Annotated in this window: 14 protein-coding genes; 7 read left to right on the top strand and 7 right to left on the bottom strand. The window is 74.2% G+C overall.

Annotated elements, in window-relative coordinates; all coding sequences use genetic code 11:
- Nucleotides 1-25 precede the first annotated feature (25 nt).
- Entirely contained in the window at nt 26-367 is a 342-nt protein-coding gene (locus ACFQ8Y_RS00435; RefSeq protein ID WP_430563525.1) for a hypothetical protein, read from the bottom strand.
- A 308-nt stretch (nt 368-675) separates the two neighbouring features.
- Here ACFQ8Y_RS00435 and ACFQ8Y_RS00430 point away from each other — a divergent pair, with 308 nt between their 5' ends.
- The gene (locus ACFQ8Y_RS00430) at nt 676-1,380 is read left to right on the top strand and encodes a hypothetical protein (protein WP_430563526.1); all 705 of its coding nucleotides are present in this window, start codon (nt 676-678) and stop codon (nt 1,378-1,380) included.
- 104 nt (nt 1,381-1,484) lie between these two features.
- Nucleotides 1,485-2,696 carry a MalY/PatB family protein gene (locus ACFQ8Y_RS00425; protein ID WP_430584240.1) on the top strand — a complete coding sequence of 404 codons (1,212 nt, stop codon included), beginning with the start codon at nt 1,485-1,487 and terminating at the stop codon, nt 2,694-2,696.
- Between the two features lie 49 nt (nt 2,697-2,745).
- Here ACFQ8Y_RS00425 and ACFQ8Y_RS00420 read toward each other — a convergent pair whose 3' ends face one another.
- Complete coding sequence (locus ACFQ8Y_RS00420; protein ID WP_430584239.1) at nt 2,746-3,513, bottom strand: M15 family metallopeptidase; 768 nt, start codon at nt 3,511-3,513, stop codon at nt 2,746-2,748.
- Between the two features lie 38 nt (nt 3,514-3,551).
- Here ACFQ8Y_RS00420 and ACFQ8Y_RS00415 point away from each other — a divergent pair, with 38 nt between their 5' ends.
- A complete protein-coding gene (locus tag ACFQ8Y_RS00415; protein ID WP_430584238.1) occupies nt 3,552-5,588 on the top strand; it encodes a penicillin-binding transpeptidase domain-containing protein in 2,037 nt (678 codons plus the stop codon).
- Nucleotides 5,589-5,592: 4 nt separating this feature from the next.
- Here ACFQ8Y_RS00415 and ACFQ8Y_RS00410 read toward each other — a convergent pair whose 3' ends face one another.
- Entirely contained in the window at nt 5,593-6,375 is a 783-nt protein-coding gene (locus ACFQ8Y_RS00410; RefSeq protein WP_430549048.1) for a glucose 1-dehydrogenase, read from the bottom strand.
- Nucleotides 6,376-6,455: 80 nt separating this feature from the next.
- A complete protein-coding gene (locus tag ACFQ8Y_RS00405; RefSeq protein WP_430584237.1) occupies nt 6,456-7,073 on the bottom strand; it encodes a TetR/AcrR family transcriptional regulator in 618 nt (205 codons plus the stop codon).
- 162 nt (nt 7,074-7,235) lie between these two features.
- Here ACFQ8Y_RS00405 and ACFQ8Y_RS00400 point away from each other — a divergent pair, with 162 nt between their 5' ends.
- Nucleotides 7,236-8,642, top strand: a complete 1,407-nt coding sequence (locus tag ACFQ8Y_RS00400; protein WP_430549046.1) for a glutamate decarboxylase — start codon at nt 7,236-7,238, stop codon at nt 8,640-8,642.
- Nucleotides 8,643-8,672: 30 nt separating this feature from the next.
- On the opposite strand, the gene ACFQ8Y_RS00395 is transcribed toward ACFQ8Y_RS00400, so the two are convergent.
- On the bottom strand, nt 8,673-9,926 hold the full coding sequence (locus tag ACFQ8Y_RS00395; RefSeq protein WP_430563530.1) for an amidohydrolase: 1,254 nt from the start codon (nt 9,924-9,926) through the stop codon (nt 8,673-8,675).
- A 109-nt stretch (nt 9,927-10,035) separates the two neighbouring features.
- Nucleotides 10,036-11,400 (bottom strand): AAA family ATPase, encoded by a 1,365-nt coding sequence (locus ACFQ8Y_RS00390; RefSeq protein WP_430549044.1) that lies wholly within the window; start codon nt 11,398-11,400, stop codon nt 10,036-10,038.
- Nucleotides 11,401-11,496: 96 nt separating this feature from the next.
- Between ACFQ8Y_RS00390 and ACFQ8Y_RS00385 the strand changes: the two genes are divergently transcribed.
- Entirely contained in the window at nt 11,497-12,084 is a 588-nt protein-coding gene (locus ACFQ8Y_RS00385) for a histidine phosphatase family protein (RefSeq protein ID WP_430584236.1), read from the top strand.
- Between the two features lie 12 nt (nt 12,085-12,096).
- On the opposite strand, the gene ACFQ8Y_RS00380 is transcribed toward ACFQ8Y_RS00385, so the two are convergent.
- Entirely contained in the window at nt 12,097-14,145 is a 2,049-nt protein-coding gene (locus tag ACFQ8Y_RS00380; RefSeq protein ID WP_430584235.1) for an NAD(+) synthase, read from the bottom strand.
- A 130-nt stretch (nt 14,146-14,275) separates the two neighbouring features.
- Between ACFQ8Y_RS00380 and ACFQ8Y_RS00375 the strand changes: the two genes are divergently transcribed.
- Together ACFQ8Y_RS00375 and ACFQ8Y_RS00370 are read left to right on the top strand one after the other, a co-directional pair.
- Nucleotides 14,276-14,998, top strand: a complete 723-nt coding sequence (locus tag ACFQ8Y_RS00375; protein ID WP_430584234.1) for a copper resistance protein CopC — start codon at nt 14,276-14,278, stop codon at nt 14,996-14,998.
- Between the two features lie 230 nt (nt 14,999-15,228).
- Nucleotides 15,229-15,510, top strand: coding sequence for an HU family DNA-binding protein (locus tag ACFQ8Y_RS00370; RefSeq protein WP_430549040.1), 282 nt, complete (start codon nt 15,229-15,231; stop codon nt 15,508-15,510).
- Nucleotides 15,511-15,633: the final 123 nt, after the last annotated feature.

Raw genomic sequence — 15,633 nt, 5'->3', positions numbered from 1 at the left:
GTGCCCACCGCCGTGCCGCGCACGGTCAGGCGGCCCGGCGTCCGGCGCCGTCCTGGGGACGCAGCGCGTCCAGCCCGTGGGCGATCTGGTCGGCCCGGCGGGTCACCTGGAGGTCCCACGCGCGGGCGTCGGTCCGCGCGGCGACGGCGTCGAGCGTCGAGCCGAGCCGCTGCACGGCCTCGCGGTCCGCGGCCCGGGACCGCGCACGGCGGGCCAGGTCCCGGACCCCGCGACCGGCCGCGCCGGCCGCGCGGCCCACCGTGCGCACCCACGCCGGCGTCCCGCGCTGGTAGGTCTCGGCCATCCGCTCGCGCCGGTAGTCCAGCTCGGCCAGGACGGCCAGGTCCCGCGACGTCATCTCGTTCATGTCCTCGTCCCCTCACCGGCCGGGGTCCCCGGCCTTGCGTGCCGGCCACCGCCGGCTCCTCGATCTCGTGGTGACCACGCTCGTCCTGAGGCCCCCGGGCGGGCATCGGGCAACTGCCCCGTCTTCCGGGACGGGGGTACCTCAGGCGACGTCGCGACCTGGGCCTCCGCCGGTCTGAGGTACCCCCGCGGCGGGGCTGAGGGGTACCGAGGCCGGGGCTGGACGGGCCTTCGCCCGCGCCAGCCGTTGCGACCTGGGTCACAGCGGTCGCACACTGGGGAAGACCGGACCTATACGGGGGTGGACTCGTGGCTGGATCTGTTGCAGGCGCCTTCGACGCGCTGCCGATGCTCGGGCGTGGCAAGCACCGCAACCCCAAGAAGGGCGCGTGCTTCATGGAGCTGGCGTCGTTCCTGGCCGGTGAACGCTGGAGCGATCATCCGCAGTGCACGCACCCGCTGCTCGCGATGCTGGCCCGTGCCGTGAACGACCTGACCTCCGACGGGAACCGGCCGCAGCTCGCGCCGCTCATCCCCTCGGTCATCGGGCTGACCAGCAGCGACCCGCGGTGGGACGTGCAGATCGCGCTGCGCGCCGCGCAGACGGCGCTGCCCGTCGCGCCCGCCGACCGGCAGCAGACGCTGGCCGTGGCGATCATCGGTGCGGAGCGCATGCTCGACGCCCTGGACGGGCGCCCCGAGGGCACGCTCGACCCGGCCAGCGCCGACGCGCTCGCCGCGTCGCCGAAGACAGCCGAGTGGGCGTACCGGTTCTGCGAGGGCACGCGCGTGCGGCCCAAGCGGTTCGTGCGCGACGCCGCGCCGTCCGTCGTGTCCACGGCGGTGCAGGGCATCAGCGAGGCGTTCGTGCCCGACACGGACGCCCGGCTGCGCACCCTGCTCGCCGCCACCATCGAGGACGCCCGGCGCTGGGCCGGCCACACCGACGAGGACCGCCCGGCGCTCGTCGAGGAGCAGTGGGCCCCGGTGGTGAAGACGGTCCCGTCCGCCTGACCCACGCCGAGGTAGCACCCCTCGCGCCGAGGTAGCACCCCGCGCGCCGAGGTAGCACCCCGCGCGCCGAGGTAGCACGCGGGCGCCTCTGGTAGACCGGAGCCGTGACCGACAACCCGCTGGAGCAGCTCACCCTCGACGACCTGCGCCGTCGCACGTCCGTGAAGTGGCGGGCCTACCCGCCGGACGTGCTGCCGCTGTTCGTCGCCGAGATGGACACGCCCGTCGCGCCCGCCGTCGTCGACGCGGTGCAGGGGGCGCTGGCCCTCGGGGACACCGGGTACGACGTCGGCACGGCCTATGCCGAGGCGCTCGCACCGTTCGCGCGGGAGCGCTGGGGGTGGGCGCCGGACGTCGCGTCCAGCCGCACGATGCCGGACGTCATGGTGGCGATCGTCGAGGTGCTGCGCGTGCTCACCGCCCCCGGCGACGCCGTCGTCGTCACGCCGCCCGTGTACCCGCCGTTCTACGGCTTTCCGGGCAACGAGGGGCGACACGTCGTGGAGGCGCCCCTGGGCGCCGACCTGCGGCTCGACCTCGGCGCGCTCGAGGCCGCGTTCGCGCGGGTCACGGGCGCCGCCGCCCACGGCGCCGGGCCCGGCGCCGGCCGGCGCGCCGTCCTGCTGCTGTGCAACCCGCACAACCCCACCGGCACTGTGCACACCCGCGCGGAGCTCGAGGCGGTGCTGACGCTCGCCGACCGGTACGGGGTACGGGTGGTGGCCGACGAGGTGCACGCCCCGTTCACGTTCGAGAGCGTGGCCGACGGCGCGCCCGCGTTCGTGCCGCTGCTGTCGGTGGCGGGCGCGGAGCGGGCGGTCGTCGTGCAGTCGGCGTCCAAGGCGTTCCACCTCGCGGGGCTGCGTGCCGCGGTCGCGCTCGGCGGGCCGGGCGCGGCCGACGACCTGCGCCGGATCCCCGAGGAGGCGGGCCACGCCGTCAACCACCTCGCGGTGCTGGCGCACGCGGCGGCCTACCGCGACGGCGGTCCGTGGCTGGACGCCCTGCTCGCGGGCGTGCACGCGAACCGAGGGCTGCTCGCGCGCCTGCTGGCGGCGCACGCCCCCGCCGTGCGGCTCCAGCCCTCCGACGCCACCTACCTGGCCTGGCTCGACCTGCGCGGTGCCCTGCCCGGTGGCGTCCCCGCGGCCGACGCCGCCGCGCTCGTGCTGGAGCGCGGCCGCCTCGCCCTCGAGGACGGCGTGCGGTTCGGCGCCGGCGGGGCCGGGTGGCTGCGGCTCAACCTCGCGACGTCCACGGCCGTGCTCACCGAGGCCGCGGAGCGCCTCGGCCGCGCGCTCGCCGTGCCGAGGTAGCACCGGACCGTGCCGAGGTAGCACGGACCGTGCCGAGGTAGTACCCGTGCTACTTCGGCGGGGCGTAGTCCGGCGCCGGGGCGGCGCCGAAGGCCTCCTCCAGGGTGGTGGTGCCGGCGAGGTGCATCGGGACGGTCAGTCCGGTGCCCACGTAGCGCAGGTGCCAGGGCTCGGACGAGTAGCCCGTGACGGACTGCCGGCCCTCCGGGTACCGCACGACGAACCCGTACCGCCACGCGTGCGCGTCCACCCAGCGCCCGGTCCTGGTGCGCCCGAAGTCGGTGTACGGGGTGCCGGCCTCGGCGACGTCGGCGGCGAGGCCCGTCTGGTGCTCGGAGTACCCCGGGCGGGCGGAGAACGTGTCGGCGGCGCGGCGGCCGTGCGCGTCGACGTACCGGGCGTACAGCTGCCGCTGGTAGTCCGCGGACCGGAAGCCGGAGGCGAGGACGAGCTCGTGGCCGGTGGCGTCCTGGGCGTCGGCGGCGAGGCGCTCCAGGGCCCGCGCCGCCTCGGCCCGCAGCCGGTCGTGCTCGCCGAGGGCGGGCACGTCGGGGCGCACGAGGTCGTCCGGCGCCCAGCGCTCCGGGGTGACGGGGTGGGCCTTGTTCACCAGCACGGTCAGGTCCGCGGGGTCGTGGCCCGGGGTCCACGTGCGGCCCAGGATCGACGTGCCGCCCGGCCGCGGGTCGGGGAGCGCGGCAGTCGCCGCACCCGCCGGCACGACGGTCCCCGCGACGGTCAGGACGCCCGCCAGGGTGCCCGCGACGACGGCGCCACGAAATCTATGCAGGACCGTGACCACGACACGGGGGGACATGCCGACCAGGTTGCCAGGAAGCCGATAATCTCGCCAAGGTGCGCCGACGCTACCGCCTCGCCCTCGCCGTCCTGCTGACCCCGGTCGCCGGGGTGACCCTGGTGGCGTGCACCGGGCCCGACGTGCCGTCCGCCGACCCGGCCGCCGAGGCGCTCGCGGCCGCGCTCCGGGCGGGCGACGTGAGCGACCTGGCGCTGCAGGCGCCCGGCTCGGTCGACGTGCAGACGCAGCTCACCGAGGTGCTCGAGCCGCTCGTCGACGCCTCGGGCGAGCGCGAGCGCACGGTGACGGTGGCCGACGTCGGCAAGCCGGTCACCCAGGACGGCACGACGTCGGCGGTGGCCACGCTGGACTGGTCGTGGCCGGTGGGCCGCGACGTCACGTGGAAGTACAGCACCGACGTCGACCTCGCCTATGCGCCGCCGGAGAGCGGCGACGGCGAGGGCGCCTGGCGCGCCGTGTGGCGGCCGGACGTGCTGGTGCCCGACCTGGAGCCGGGCGAGCGGCTGAAGGTCAGGACCCTCGACGCGGACCGCGGCGACCTGCTGGACGGCGACGGCGAGCCGATGGTGACCGAGCGGGGCGTGTGGCACATCGGGGTGGACAAGACGGCGGTCGAGGGGCTCGGGCAGGAGTCCGCGGCGCGCGACCTCGCGCAGCTCGTGGGCCTCGAGCCGAACGAGTTCTTCGCGCGCGTCGACGCGGCCGGGGAGAAGGCGTTCGTCGAGGCGATCACGATCCGCAAGAAGAACCCGGGCGTGGACTTCACGGTGGACGACGCGCGGGACATCATCGGCGTGCGTGCGGTCGAGGACTCCCTCGAGCTCGGACCGACGAGCACCTTCGCCGCGCCGATCCTGGGCCGGGTCGGGGAGGCGACCAAGGAGGTCGTCGAGGAGTCCGACGGCGCGGTGCAGGCCGGCGACGTGGTGGGGCTGTCGGGGGTGCAGCGCGCCTACGACGACCAGCTCACCGGCTCGCCGGGCGTCCTGGTCAGCGTGGTCCCGGCCGGTGACGGTGACGTGGGCCTGGACGGCGAGCCCGAGGAGGACGGGGACGAGGGGCGTGAGCTGTACCGCGTCGACGCCGTCGACGGCGTCGCGGTGGCCACCACCCTCGACCAGCACCTCCAGAAGCAGGCGGAGAACGTGCTCGAGGACGTCGACCCGGCCAGCGCGATCGTCGCGATCCGGCCGTCGGACGGCGCGGTGCTCGCCGCGGCGAGCGGGCCAGGCGGCGAGGGCTGGTCCACCGCGACGCTGGGGCAGTACCCCCCGGGGTCGACGTTCAAGGTGGTGGACGCGCTGGCGATGCAGCGGGCGGGGATCACCCCGGACACGAAGGTCGCCTGCACGGACAGCATCACCGTGGACGGCCGCAGGTTCGGCAACGTCCCCGGCTACCCGTCGTCGGCCACCGGCGAGGTGCCGCTGCGCACGGCGTTCGCGCACTCGTGCAACACGGCGATGATCGCGCAGCGCGACAAGGTGGCGCAGGCGGACCTGGCGACCGCGGCGTCCGACCTCGGGCTCGTGGACGACGAGGTGGCGGCGCCCGTGCTGGGCGTGCCCGCCTTCCTCGGCGCCGTGCCCGCGAAGGCGGACGGCACGGAGCACGCGGCGTCGATGATCGGCCAGGCCAAGGTGCAGGCGTCGCCGCTGGGGATGGCGACGGTCGCGGCGAGCGTCGCCGCCGGCCACCGGGTGCAGCCCGTGCTGGTGCGCGACGAGCCGGCGGGGGGCGACGAGGGCGACGCGTCCGCCTCGCCGTCGGCCGAGGAGTCGGCGCAGGCGCCGAAGAAGCCGTCGACGCCCGGGGTGACGGACGACGAGGCGGCGGTGGTGCGCGACCTGATGCACGGCGTCGTCACCGAGGGCAGCGCGGACATGCTGCAGGGCGTGCCCGGAATCGTCGGTGCCAAGACCGGCACGGCGCAGTACGGCGACGGGTCGAAGCAGCACGTGTGGATGCTCGCGATCGTCGACGACCTCGCGGTGGCCGTCTTCGTGGAGGACGGCCACCGCGGGTCGGACACCGCGGGCCCGCTCATGAAGGACTTCCTGGCGGGCCTGTGACCGGTCAGGCGCCGTGCTTGTGCGGCACGCCCGCCACGAGCCCGCCGTCGACGACGAACTCGGCGCCGGTGGAGTAGCTGGACTCGTCGCTCGCGAGGAAGACGATGGTCTGGGAGACCTCTTCCGGCCGCGCGCCGCGGCCGAGCGGGATGAGCAGGTCGCCCGCGTCGATGCCCGCGGTCATCGGCGTCTCGATGAACCCGGGGTGCACGGAGTTGACCCGCACGCCGTGCGGCCCGAGCTCCAGCGCGACCGACTTCGTGAGCCCGCGGACGCCGAACTTGGAGGCCACGTAGCCGTGCAGGCCGCGGCTCCCGCGGAGCCCCTCGACGGACGAGATGTTGATGATCGACCCGGAGCCGGCCTTCACCATGACCGGCGCGACGGCCCGGATCCCCAGGAACACCCCGGTGAGGTTGATGTCGATGATCCGGCGCCAGGCGTCGGTGTCGTACTCGGTGATCGGGCCGCCGTTCGCGATGCCCGCGTTGTTCACGAGCACGTCGATCCGTCCGAACTCCTCGAGCGTGAACGCGACGGCCTTCGCCCAGTCGTCCTCGTTCGTGACGTCGAGATGGACGTAGCGGGCGACGTCGGTGCGGTCGGCGCCCAGCTCGGCGACGAGGGCCTCGCCCTTCGCGTCGTCGAGGTCGGCGACGACGACCTTGGCGCCCTCGGCGGCCAGCGCGCGGGCGTGGGTGACGCCCATCCCGCCGGTCCCGCCGGTGACGATCGCGACCTTGTTGAAGACTCGGTTCCCGGTGCTGACGGCCGTGCTGGCGGTCATGCTGGCCTCCTTCGTGGTTCTGCTGTGAGTGGGTGCACCTGCCCGCCCGGGACCGTGGTCGTCCCGGGACGGAGGGGACGTCAGGGGGACGGTGTGGTCCACCAGGCGGGCAGGGCGTCGTGGGCGACCCGGGCGAAGAACGCGGGGTCGCGGGGCGGGGGAGCGGCGAGCCAGACCTCGAGCGCGCCGACGGTGCCGAGCCCGACGTACGTCGCGAACGCGCGGGCGTAGCGGTCGACCTGGTCGGCGGGGGTGCCCGGGTCCAGGGGTATGAGGCCGGGGTGGGCGCGCAGGTGGTCGGTGAGGGTGCCGGCCACGTGGTCGGCGAGCAGCCGGGCCAGCGGGGCGCTGAGGCCGCCCTCGAGGGCCCGCTCGTACACGGGCAGGTGCGCCTCGACGTGGGCCTGCAGCGCACCGGTGTACCGGGCGACGACCTGCTCGGCGTCGCCGTGGGTGGCGTGCCCGGCGACCTCCCGCACGGCGGCGTCGAACTCCGCGCGGATGCGGTCGAGCTCGGTGCCGAGGACCCGTGCCAGCAGCTCGGCCGGGCCAGCGGCGTGGTCGTAGAACGTGGCCCGGTTGATGCCGGCGCGGGCGGCGACGGCGGACGCGGTGAGGTCGGCGACGTCCTGCTCCGCGGCCAGCTCCAGGACGGCGGTGCGCAGGGCCTCCGCGGTTCGCTCGACCCGCTTGTCCATGCCCTGTCACCTCCGCCGTCCGGTGCTCTCGACGCTACGCCGGGGCGACGAGTTAGGCAACACCTGTCGCCTAATTCACTTCACCCGGGCCGGCCGGGTGAGGGGCGACGGGCCGACCTACGCTCGAAAGTGCCGCACCCGCCACCGACGAGGGGAACCGCCATGGTCAGCAGGACCCGAGGGAGCGGCCGCCGCCGCGTCCGCCACGGGGACGTCGAGCTCAACCCCGTCTTCGTCCGCCCGGGAGAGACGCGCTCCGTGCCGCGCGACCGCCTCCCGGCCGGGCAGTCACTTCCGGAGACGGCGTTCCAGATCGTCCACGACGAGGCGATGCTCGACGGCAACGCCCGGCTCAACCTCGCCACGTTCGTCGGCACGTGGATGGACGACCACGCCAGCCGCCTCTACCTCGAGGCGGCGGACAAGAACATGGTCGACAAGGACGAGTACCCGGCCACGGCCGCCGTCGAGGACCGGTGCTGGCGCATGCTCGCCGACCTGTGGCACGCGCCCGACCCGCACCACGCGATGGGCACCTCGACGATCGGCTCGTCCGAGGCGTGCATGCTCGCCGGGCTCGCGCTCAAGCGGCGGTGGCAGCAGGCCCGGCGCGACGCCGGCAAGCCTGTCGGCACCCCCAACCTCGTGATGTCCAGCGCGGTGCAGGTGTGCTGGGAGAAGTTCTGCAACTACTTCGAGGTCGAGCCCCGCTACGTGCCCATCAGCGAGGAGCACCGGGTGCTCGACGGCCACGACCTGGAGAGCTACGTCGACGAGGACACGATCGGCGTCGTCGCCATCCTCGGCGTGACGTACACCGGGATGTACGAGCCGGTCACCGAGATCGCCGCCGCCCTCGACCGCATCCAGGCGACCACCGGGCTCGACGTGCCCATCCACGTGGACGGCGCGTCGGGGGCGATGGTCGCGCCGTTCGTGCAGCCCGACCTGGTGTGGGACTTCCAGGTGGAGCGGGTCGCGTCGATCAACACCTCCGGCCACAAGTACGGCCTCGTGTACCCGGGCCTCGGCTGGGTGGTCTGGCGCGACGAGGAGGCCCTGCCCGAGAGCCTCGTGTTCCGCGTGAGCTATCTCGGCGGCGACATGCCCACCCTCGCGCTGAACTTCTCCCGACCGGGGTCGCAGGTGCTGCTGCAGTACTACATGTTCCTGCGGCTGGGGCGGGCGGGGTACGAGGCGGTGCAGAACGCCTCGTCCGACGTCGCGCGGTACCTCGCCGACGGCGTCGGGAGGCTGCCCGCGTTCGAGCTGTGGAACGACGGCTCCGACATCCCCGTCTTCGCGTGGCGCCTGAAGCCGGGGCACACGGAGAACTGGAACCTCTACCACCTGTCCGACCGGCTGCGCACGCGCGGCTGGCTCGTGCCGGCGTACCCCATGCCCGACGACCTCACCGACGTCACCGTGCAGCGCGTCGTCGTGCGCAGCGGGCTCAGCCGGGACCTCGCGGCGTCGTTCCTCGCCGACCTCGAGGAGGAGACCCGCTACCTCGACGCCCTCTCCGGACCGATGCCCTCGGAGGGCCAGCGCACCGGCTTCATCCACTGACCCGCGCTCCGGCGACGGCGGGCGGGCCGGTCAGCGGGCGAAGCGCTCCGAGCGCTCGACGACGCGGCCCGCGCCGCGCCCGCCGTCGGCGGCGCGGTCCCACGTGTACACCTCGACGCCGGTGACGAAGACGTGCTCGGCGCGCGAGCCGACGTCGAGCGGGTCGCCGGACCAGACGACGACGTCGCCGTCGAGGCCGGGCGCCAGCGCGCCGACGCGGTCGTCGAGGCCGAGGAACGACGCCGGGTTGACGGTGAGCGCCTCGAGCGCGACCTGCGGGTCCAGGCCCTCCTTCACGGCGAACGACGCCTGGTGCACGAGGAAGTTGATCGGCACCACCGGGTGGTCGGTCGTGATGGCGACGCGCACGCCCGCCTCGGCGAGCCGGGCGAGGTTCGCGACGTCGCGGTCGCGCAGCTCCACCTTGGAGCGGGACGTGAGCATCGGGCCGTAGATGACCGGCACGTCGCGCTCGGCGAGGACGTCGGCGATCGCGACGCCGTCCGTGCCGTGGTTGACGACGAGCCGGTAGCCGAACTCGTCGGCCAGCCGCAGCGCGGTGGCGATGTCGTCGGCCCGGTGGGTGTGCTGATCCCAGGCGAGCTCGCCGGCCAGCACCCGCGCGAGGGTCTCCTTGCCGAGGTCGCGGGCGAACGGCTCGCCCTTCTCCTCGGCGGCGTCGCGCTGGGCCGCGTAGTGCTGCGCGTCGAGGAACGCCTGCCGGATGACGGCGGCCACGCCGAGGCGGGTGGACGGCTGCTTCTTCTGCTCGCCGTACACGCGCTTGGGGTTCTCGCCGAGCGCGGACTTCACGGAGACCGCGTCGCTGATCACCTGCTCGTCGACGGTGCGCCCGCCCCACGTCTTGATCGCGACCGTCTGGCCGCCGATCGGGTTCGCCGAGCCCGGCTTCACGACGACGGACGTCACGCCGCCCGCGAGCGCGTCGCGGAAGCCCTCGTCCTCGACGTTGATCGCGTCCAGCGCGCGCAGGTGCGACCCGTCGGGCCCGGTCTTCTCGTTGGTGTCGTCGCCGGCCCAGCCCTCGGCCTCCTCGTGCACGCCCACGTGCCCGTGCGACTCCACGAAGCCCGGCAGCACCCACCGGCCCCCCGCGTCCACCGTGCGCACGCCGTCGGGTACCTCGACGTCCGCGCCCACGGCGGTGATCACGCCGTCCGTGACGAGGACGGTGCCGTTCTCGATCGGCAGCCCGTCGACCGGGACGACGTAGCCGTTCGTGATCGCGACGGACGAGCGGGCGGTGCGGATCGGAGAGGTCATGCCCGCCATCATGCCGCCGCCCGGGGATGCCGAACAGGCACCTGACACCGGTATGGCGGCCTGGCGGGCGTCATACCGGGGTCAACTGCCTGTGGGGCGGGGCCGGGTGCTACAGGTAGTGCCCGACGGAGGGGGACGGCTTCCAGCGGCCGGTCGACGTGATGTCGAGGATGCGGCGCGTCGTCATGCCCTCGATGCCGTGCTCGAGGACGGCGCGGCGCGCGACCTCGCGGATCTCGGCGCCCGTCGCGCCGTCGAGGCTGCCGGCGATGGCGGCGAGGTCGAGGCCGTCACCCTGGCGCGGCAGGTAGATCTTGAGGATGGCGACGCGGCCCTCGTGGCTCGGCAGCGGCACCTCGAGGATGGTGTCGAACCGCCCGGGCCGCTTCACCGCCGGGTCCAGGGAGCCGGGGTCGTTGGTGGTCGCGAGGGTGAGGACGTCGTTGCGCACCCGTGCGCCGTCGAGGGCGTTGAGGAACTCTGAGAAGCCCGACGAGCTGCGCATCTCCGCGTTCGCGACGCCGTCGATGTCCTCCATGACGACGAGGGTGGGGCCGAGCCGCTCGACCTCCTTGTAGAGGTTCTCCGACGCCTGCCGCAGCACGTCCGGCTCCACGATCATCACCGTCATCGCGCCCGCGACCTCCGCCGCGAGGATCCGGCCCAGCTTCGTCTTGCCGACGCCGGGCTTGCCCGCGAGCAGCAGCCCGCGCGTGGTCGGGAGCCCGAGGGAGAGCAGGTCGTCGCGGCGCGTGGTGCCCGACGACAGGAACAGGTCCACCTCGCCCCAGACGGCGTCGGCGAGGACGAGGTCGGCGCGCGTCTCGTGGGTCGCTGGCACGGGCTCGAAGCCGACCTGGTTGCCGTAGCTGGTCACCGACACCTGCAGGATGCGGCCGCGGTACGGGTTCCCCTCGCCCTTGAGGGAGGTGAGGAAGTCGTCGAGCACCGACTCGGCGAGGTCGCGGCGGCCCTCGCCAGTGTAGACGGTGACGTCCGCGGGGTGCCCGCCGCACAGGTGGATCGCGACCGGCTCGTCGCGCAGGGTGCCGGCGGGGAAGAACGCCGACAGGTGGTAGGGCACGGAGAGTGTGTGGTCCTCGCCCAGGCTCAGCGGCCGCCACTCGGGCGTGCGGCCCTGCGGCCCGAGGATCTGGTAGCTGCCCTCGTGCTCGGCCATCCACCGGGCCAGGACGTGCCCGTGCAGCAGCAGCTGCGTGTCGGAGACGGCGCGCTTCACCTCAGACATCCGGGACTTCTTCACGCCGAGCTTGCGCGCCGCCCAGCCCGAGCTCGACGTCGGGGTGCCCTTCTTCTTCTTGCGCGGGGCGCCGAGGATCTCCGCGAGCACGCGGATCGTCTGGCGGACCTCCGTCGGGTACGGGCCGAGCTTCGGCCACAGGAGCCTGCCCTGCTGCTCCTCGGGCGTCGCGACGCCGTCCGTCGTCGTCCCCGAAGGCTGTCGCTCGCTCATGGTGCTCCCCGTGCTTCCCGCCGCCGTCCCCGGCGGAACGGCCCGCAGCACCCTATCTGCCTGCATCGACGCCGGCCGAGCCGATAACGTCGGCGGATGCCGACCCGACACCTGCACGTGCTCCGCCACGGTCTTGCGGACCCGTTCGGCGAGCTGACGGAGGTCGGGGAGCGGCAGATGGAGCTGGCCGGCCGACGCCTGGCTGCCGTGCCGGTCGACACCGTCTGGCACTCGCCGCTGTCGCGCGCGGTGCGGTCGGCGCAGGTCCTGGGCGCGCAGCTGCCGGGCGTGCGGGTGCGCGAGGCGGCCGAGCTGATCGACCACGTGCCCTACCTGCCCGACCCGATGCCCGCCGCGTGGGTCGGGTTCTTCGACGGGTACGACGTCGCCCACGCGGCCGAGGGCGAGCGGCTCGCCACCGCGCTCACCACCCGCTTCGCCCGCGCCGTCGATGTCGAGACCCACGACGTGCTGATCACCCACGCGTTCCAGGTCGCGTGGCTGGTGCGCGACGCCCTCGCCGCGCCGCCCGCGAGCTGGCTGGGACTGCCCTACGGCAACGCCGCACTCACGACGATCGAGTACCGCGACGACCGCAGCGCCTCCCTGATCGTCTACAACGACATGGGCCACCTGACGCCCGAGCTGCGCTGGACCGGGTTCGGCCCCGCCGCCCGCCCCTGACTCGCACGGGACTCAGACCGTCGTCGGGACGTTCTCCTCCAGCTCGGCGAGCCAGGCGGCGGCGGACGCGTCGGACGGCATCCGCCAGTCCCCGCGGGGCGAGAGCGAGCCGCCGGCGGCGACCTTGGGGCCGTTCGGGATGGCGGAGCGCTTGAACTGCGACGAGAAGTACCGCCGGAAGAAGACGACCTCCCATTTCCGGATGGTCGCCAGGTCGTAGGCGGACCGCTCGTCGTGGGGGAAGTTCGGCGGCCAGGCGCCGGAGTCCGGGTCGCGCCAGGCGTGCCACGCGAGGAACGCGATCTTCGACGGCCGCAGGCCGTGTCGCAGCGTCCAGAACAGGGTGAAGTCCTGCAGCGCGTACGGGCCGATCGCCGCCTCGGTGGACTGGGGAGCCTCGCCCTCGCCGGCCGGCACCAGCTCGGGGGAGATTTCCTGCCCCAGGATCTCCAGGAGCAGGGCGTTCGTGTCCGCCTCGAACTGGCCGGAATCCGCGACCCAGCGGATGAGGTGCTGGATGAGCGTCTTCGGCACGCCGGTGTTCACCGCGTAGTGCGACATCTGGTCGCCCACGCCGTACGTGCACCAGCCCAGCGCCAGCTCGGACAGGTCGCCCGTGCCCAGCACGATGCCGCCGCGGTGGTTCGCGAGCCGGAACAGGTAGTCGGTGCGCAGCCCGGCCTGCACGTTCTCGAACGTGACGTCGTAGACCTTCTCGCCCGCGCCGTACGGGTGGCCGAGGTCGCGCAGCATCTGCTCCGCGGCGGGCCGGATGTCGAGCTCCTCGAAGTGCACGCCGAGCGACGTCGCGAGCCGCGTGGCGCGGTCCTTCGTCTCCGACGACGTCGCGAAGCCGGGCATCGTGATCGCGTGGATGTCGGTGCGGGGCCGGCCGAGCCGGTCCATCGCGCGGGCCGCGACGATCAGCGCGTGCGTCGAGTCCAGGCCGCCCGAGACGCCGATGACGATCTTCGGCTGCCCGATCGACCGCAGCCGCTGCTCCAGCCCGGCCACCTGGATCGAGTACGCCTCGTAGCAGTCCTGCGCCAGGCGCTCCGGGTCGTCCGGGACGAACGGGAAGCGGTCCACCTTGCGCCGCAGGCCGACGTCGCCCGACGGCGGGTCGGCGGTCCAGCCGACGGTGCGGAACCCCTCGACACGCGCGCCGAGCGCGCGCCGGTTGTCGTCGAACGACCCCTGCCGCAGCCGCTCCTGGCGCATCCGGTCCAGGTCGACGTCGGCCACGGAGCGTCGCGCGCCGTCGGGGAAGCGCTCCGTCTCGGCGAGCAGGTCGCCCACCTCGTAGACCATCGTCTGGCCGTCCCAGGACAGGTCCGTGCTCGACTCGCCCTGCGCCGCCGCGTACGCGTAGGCCGCGAGCCCGCGGTGCGACGCGGAGCGGACCATGAGCCGCCGGTCCTCCGCGCGCGCCACCGTGATGGGGCTCGCGGACAGGTTGAGCAGCACCGTCGCGCCCGCCAGCGCGGCCTCGGCCGACGGGGGCACCGGCACCCACAGGTCCTCGCACACCTCGACGTGCACCACGAGCCCGGCGACGTCGTCGGCGGCGAACAGCAGGTCCGGCCCGAACGGCACGGGCCCGTCGGCGAACGGCAGCGTCACCGTGGCGCCGCGGCGGTCGTCGCCGGGGGCGAACCAGCGCTTCTCGTAGAACTCGCGGTAGTTCGGCAGGTACGACTTGGGCGCGACGCCGAGCACCCGGCCGCCCTGCACCACGACGGCGCAGTTCAGCAGCCGGTTCCCGACCTCGAGCGGGGCGCCGACGACGAGCAGCGGGCGCAGGTCGGTGCTGGCCTCCACGATCGTCGCGAGCGCGTCGGAGGTCGCCTCCAGCAGGGTGTCCGCCAGGTGCAGGTCGTCGATCGCGTAGCCGGACACGCACAGCTCCGGGAAGACGGCGACCGCGACGCCGTCGTCGTGGCACGCGCGCGCCTCGGCGAGGATCGCGGCGGCGTTCGCGCGGGGGTCGGCGACGGTGACGGGGACGGTGCAGGCCGCCACGCGGGCGAAGCCGTGGGCATAGGCCGAGGTGAAGTCCACCCCCCGAGTGTAGGAACGCCGCCCGCCCCCGCGAGACTTGTCAGGACCAGCGCCACGTCTACCTCGCGCTCGCCCTGACAGCTCGCCAGGCTCCTGACAGCTCGGGCGGGCGGGTCGCTAGGGTCGGGCCGTGCACCTTCGACCCGCGCGCCGTCGTCGCGCCCTCGCCGTCCTGCTCGCCGCCGCGGCGGTCCCCGTGCTCGGCCTCGCCCTCGCGCAGCCCGCCAGCGCGCACGACCGGCTCCTCTCGTCGGACCCCGCGGACGGAGCCACCGTGGACGAGGCGCCCGCCGAGCTCACCCTCGTGTTCAGCGCCGACGTCCTCGCGGCGGGGGCCCAGGTGGCGGTCACGACTGCGGACGGCACGGTCCCGGCGGAGGTCACCGTCGACGGTGACGAGGCCGTCGCCGCGCTGCCCGACGACCTGCCCGGCGGCGACTGGGACGTGTCGTGGCGCGTCGTCTCCTCCGACGGCCACCCGATCGAGGGCGAGCTGGCGTTCACGGTGGCGGGCGCCGCGACACCGTCGCCGAGCGCGAGCCCGTCGTCCAGCCCGACGATGCCCAGCGCCTCCCCGAGCCCGACGGCGTCGCCGGACGCCACGACGACGGCCGGGCACGCGCACGGCGGCGGCACGCCCGGCGTGGACCTGAACGCCGACGGCGAGGCGGGGTGGGCGACGGCGTGGCTGTTCCCCGTCGCCGTGCTCGCGGTGGTCGGCGTGGCGGCCGCCGTCCTGCTGCAGCGACGCCGGCGCGCCGACGACGGCGCGCGCGACGCCGACGGCGGGGACGAGACGGGCGAACGGCACGGACCGGGCGCGGGCCCCGAGGGCGACGGCCCGACGTCCTGAGACGTGCCGCCGCGGACGCGGTCTGTCCCGTCATGAGGGCAGATACCGGGACAGATCGTGTGCTCGAAAGGTTCCCGTTTCGAGGTGTCCGGCACGCCACGCGCGGAAAAGTCGCAGGAATCCGCGGATGTTCCCTAGTGTGTTCCCCGTCCTCCCGGCGCGAGCCGGGGTGGCGTACGAACGTGACGACGCGCGGGTCGCGCGCGTCGTGAACCGGAGAAGGGATGCACATGTCGCTGAACAAGTCCGAGCTGGTCTCGGCCATCGCCGGCAAGGCTGAGCTCAGCAAGGCGGACGCGGACAAGTTCCTCAGCGCCTTCCAGGAGGTGCTCGAGGAGTCGCTCGCCAAGGGTGAGGCGGTCAAGGTCACCGGTCTGCTCTCGGTCGAGCGCGTCGAGCGCGCGGCCCGTACCGGCCGCAACCCGCGCACGGGCGAGGAGATCCAGATCCCGGCCGGCTTCGGTGTGAAGATCAGCGCCGGCTCGCTGCTGAAGAAGGCCGTCGCGAAGTGATCCTTCGCTGACACGACGCGTCGTGTCAGCGCTCCGGAGGCCCGCCGCTCGCATCGTGCGAGGGGCGGGGCTCCGGCGGGGCCGGGCCGGTGTCGGGGCGTTGCCGGGGCGGGGCCCGGGAGG

The organism is Isoptericola sp. NPDC056605, assembly GCF_042792795.1.
Taxonomy (GTDB): Bacteria; Actinomycetota; Actinomycetes; order Actinomycetales; family Cellulomonadaceae; genus Isoptericola.
This window is presented reverse-complemented; position numbering and strand designations above follow the sequence as displayed.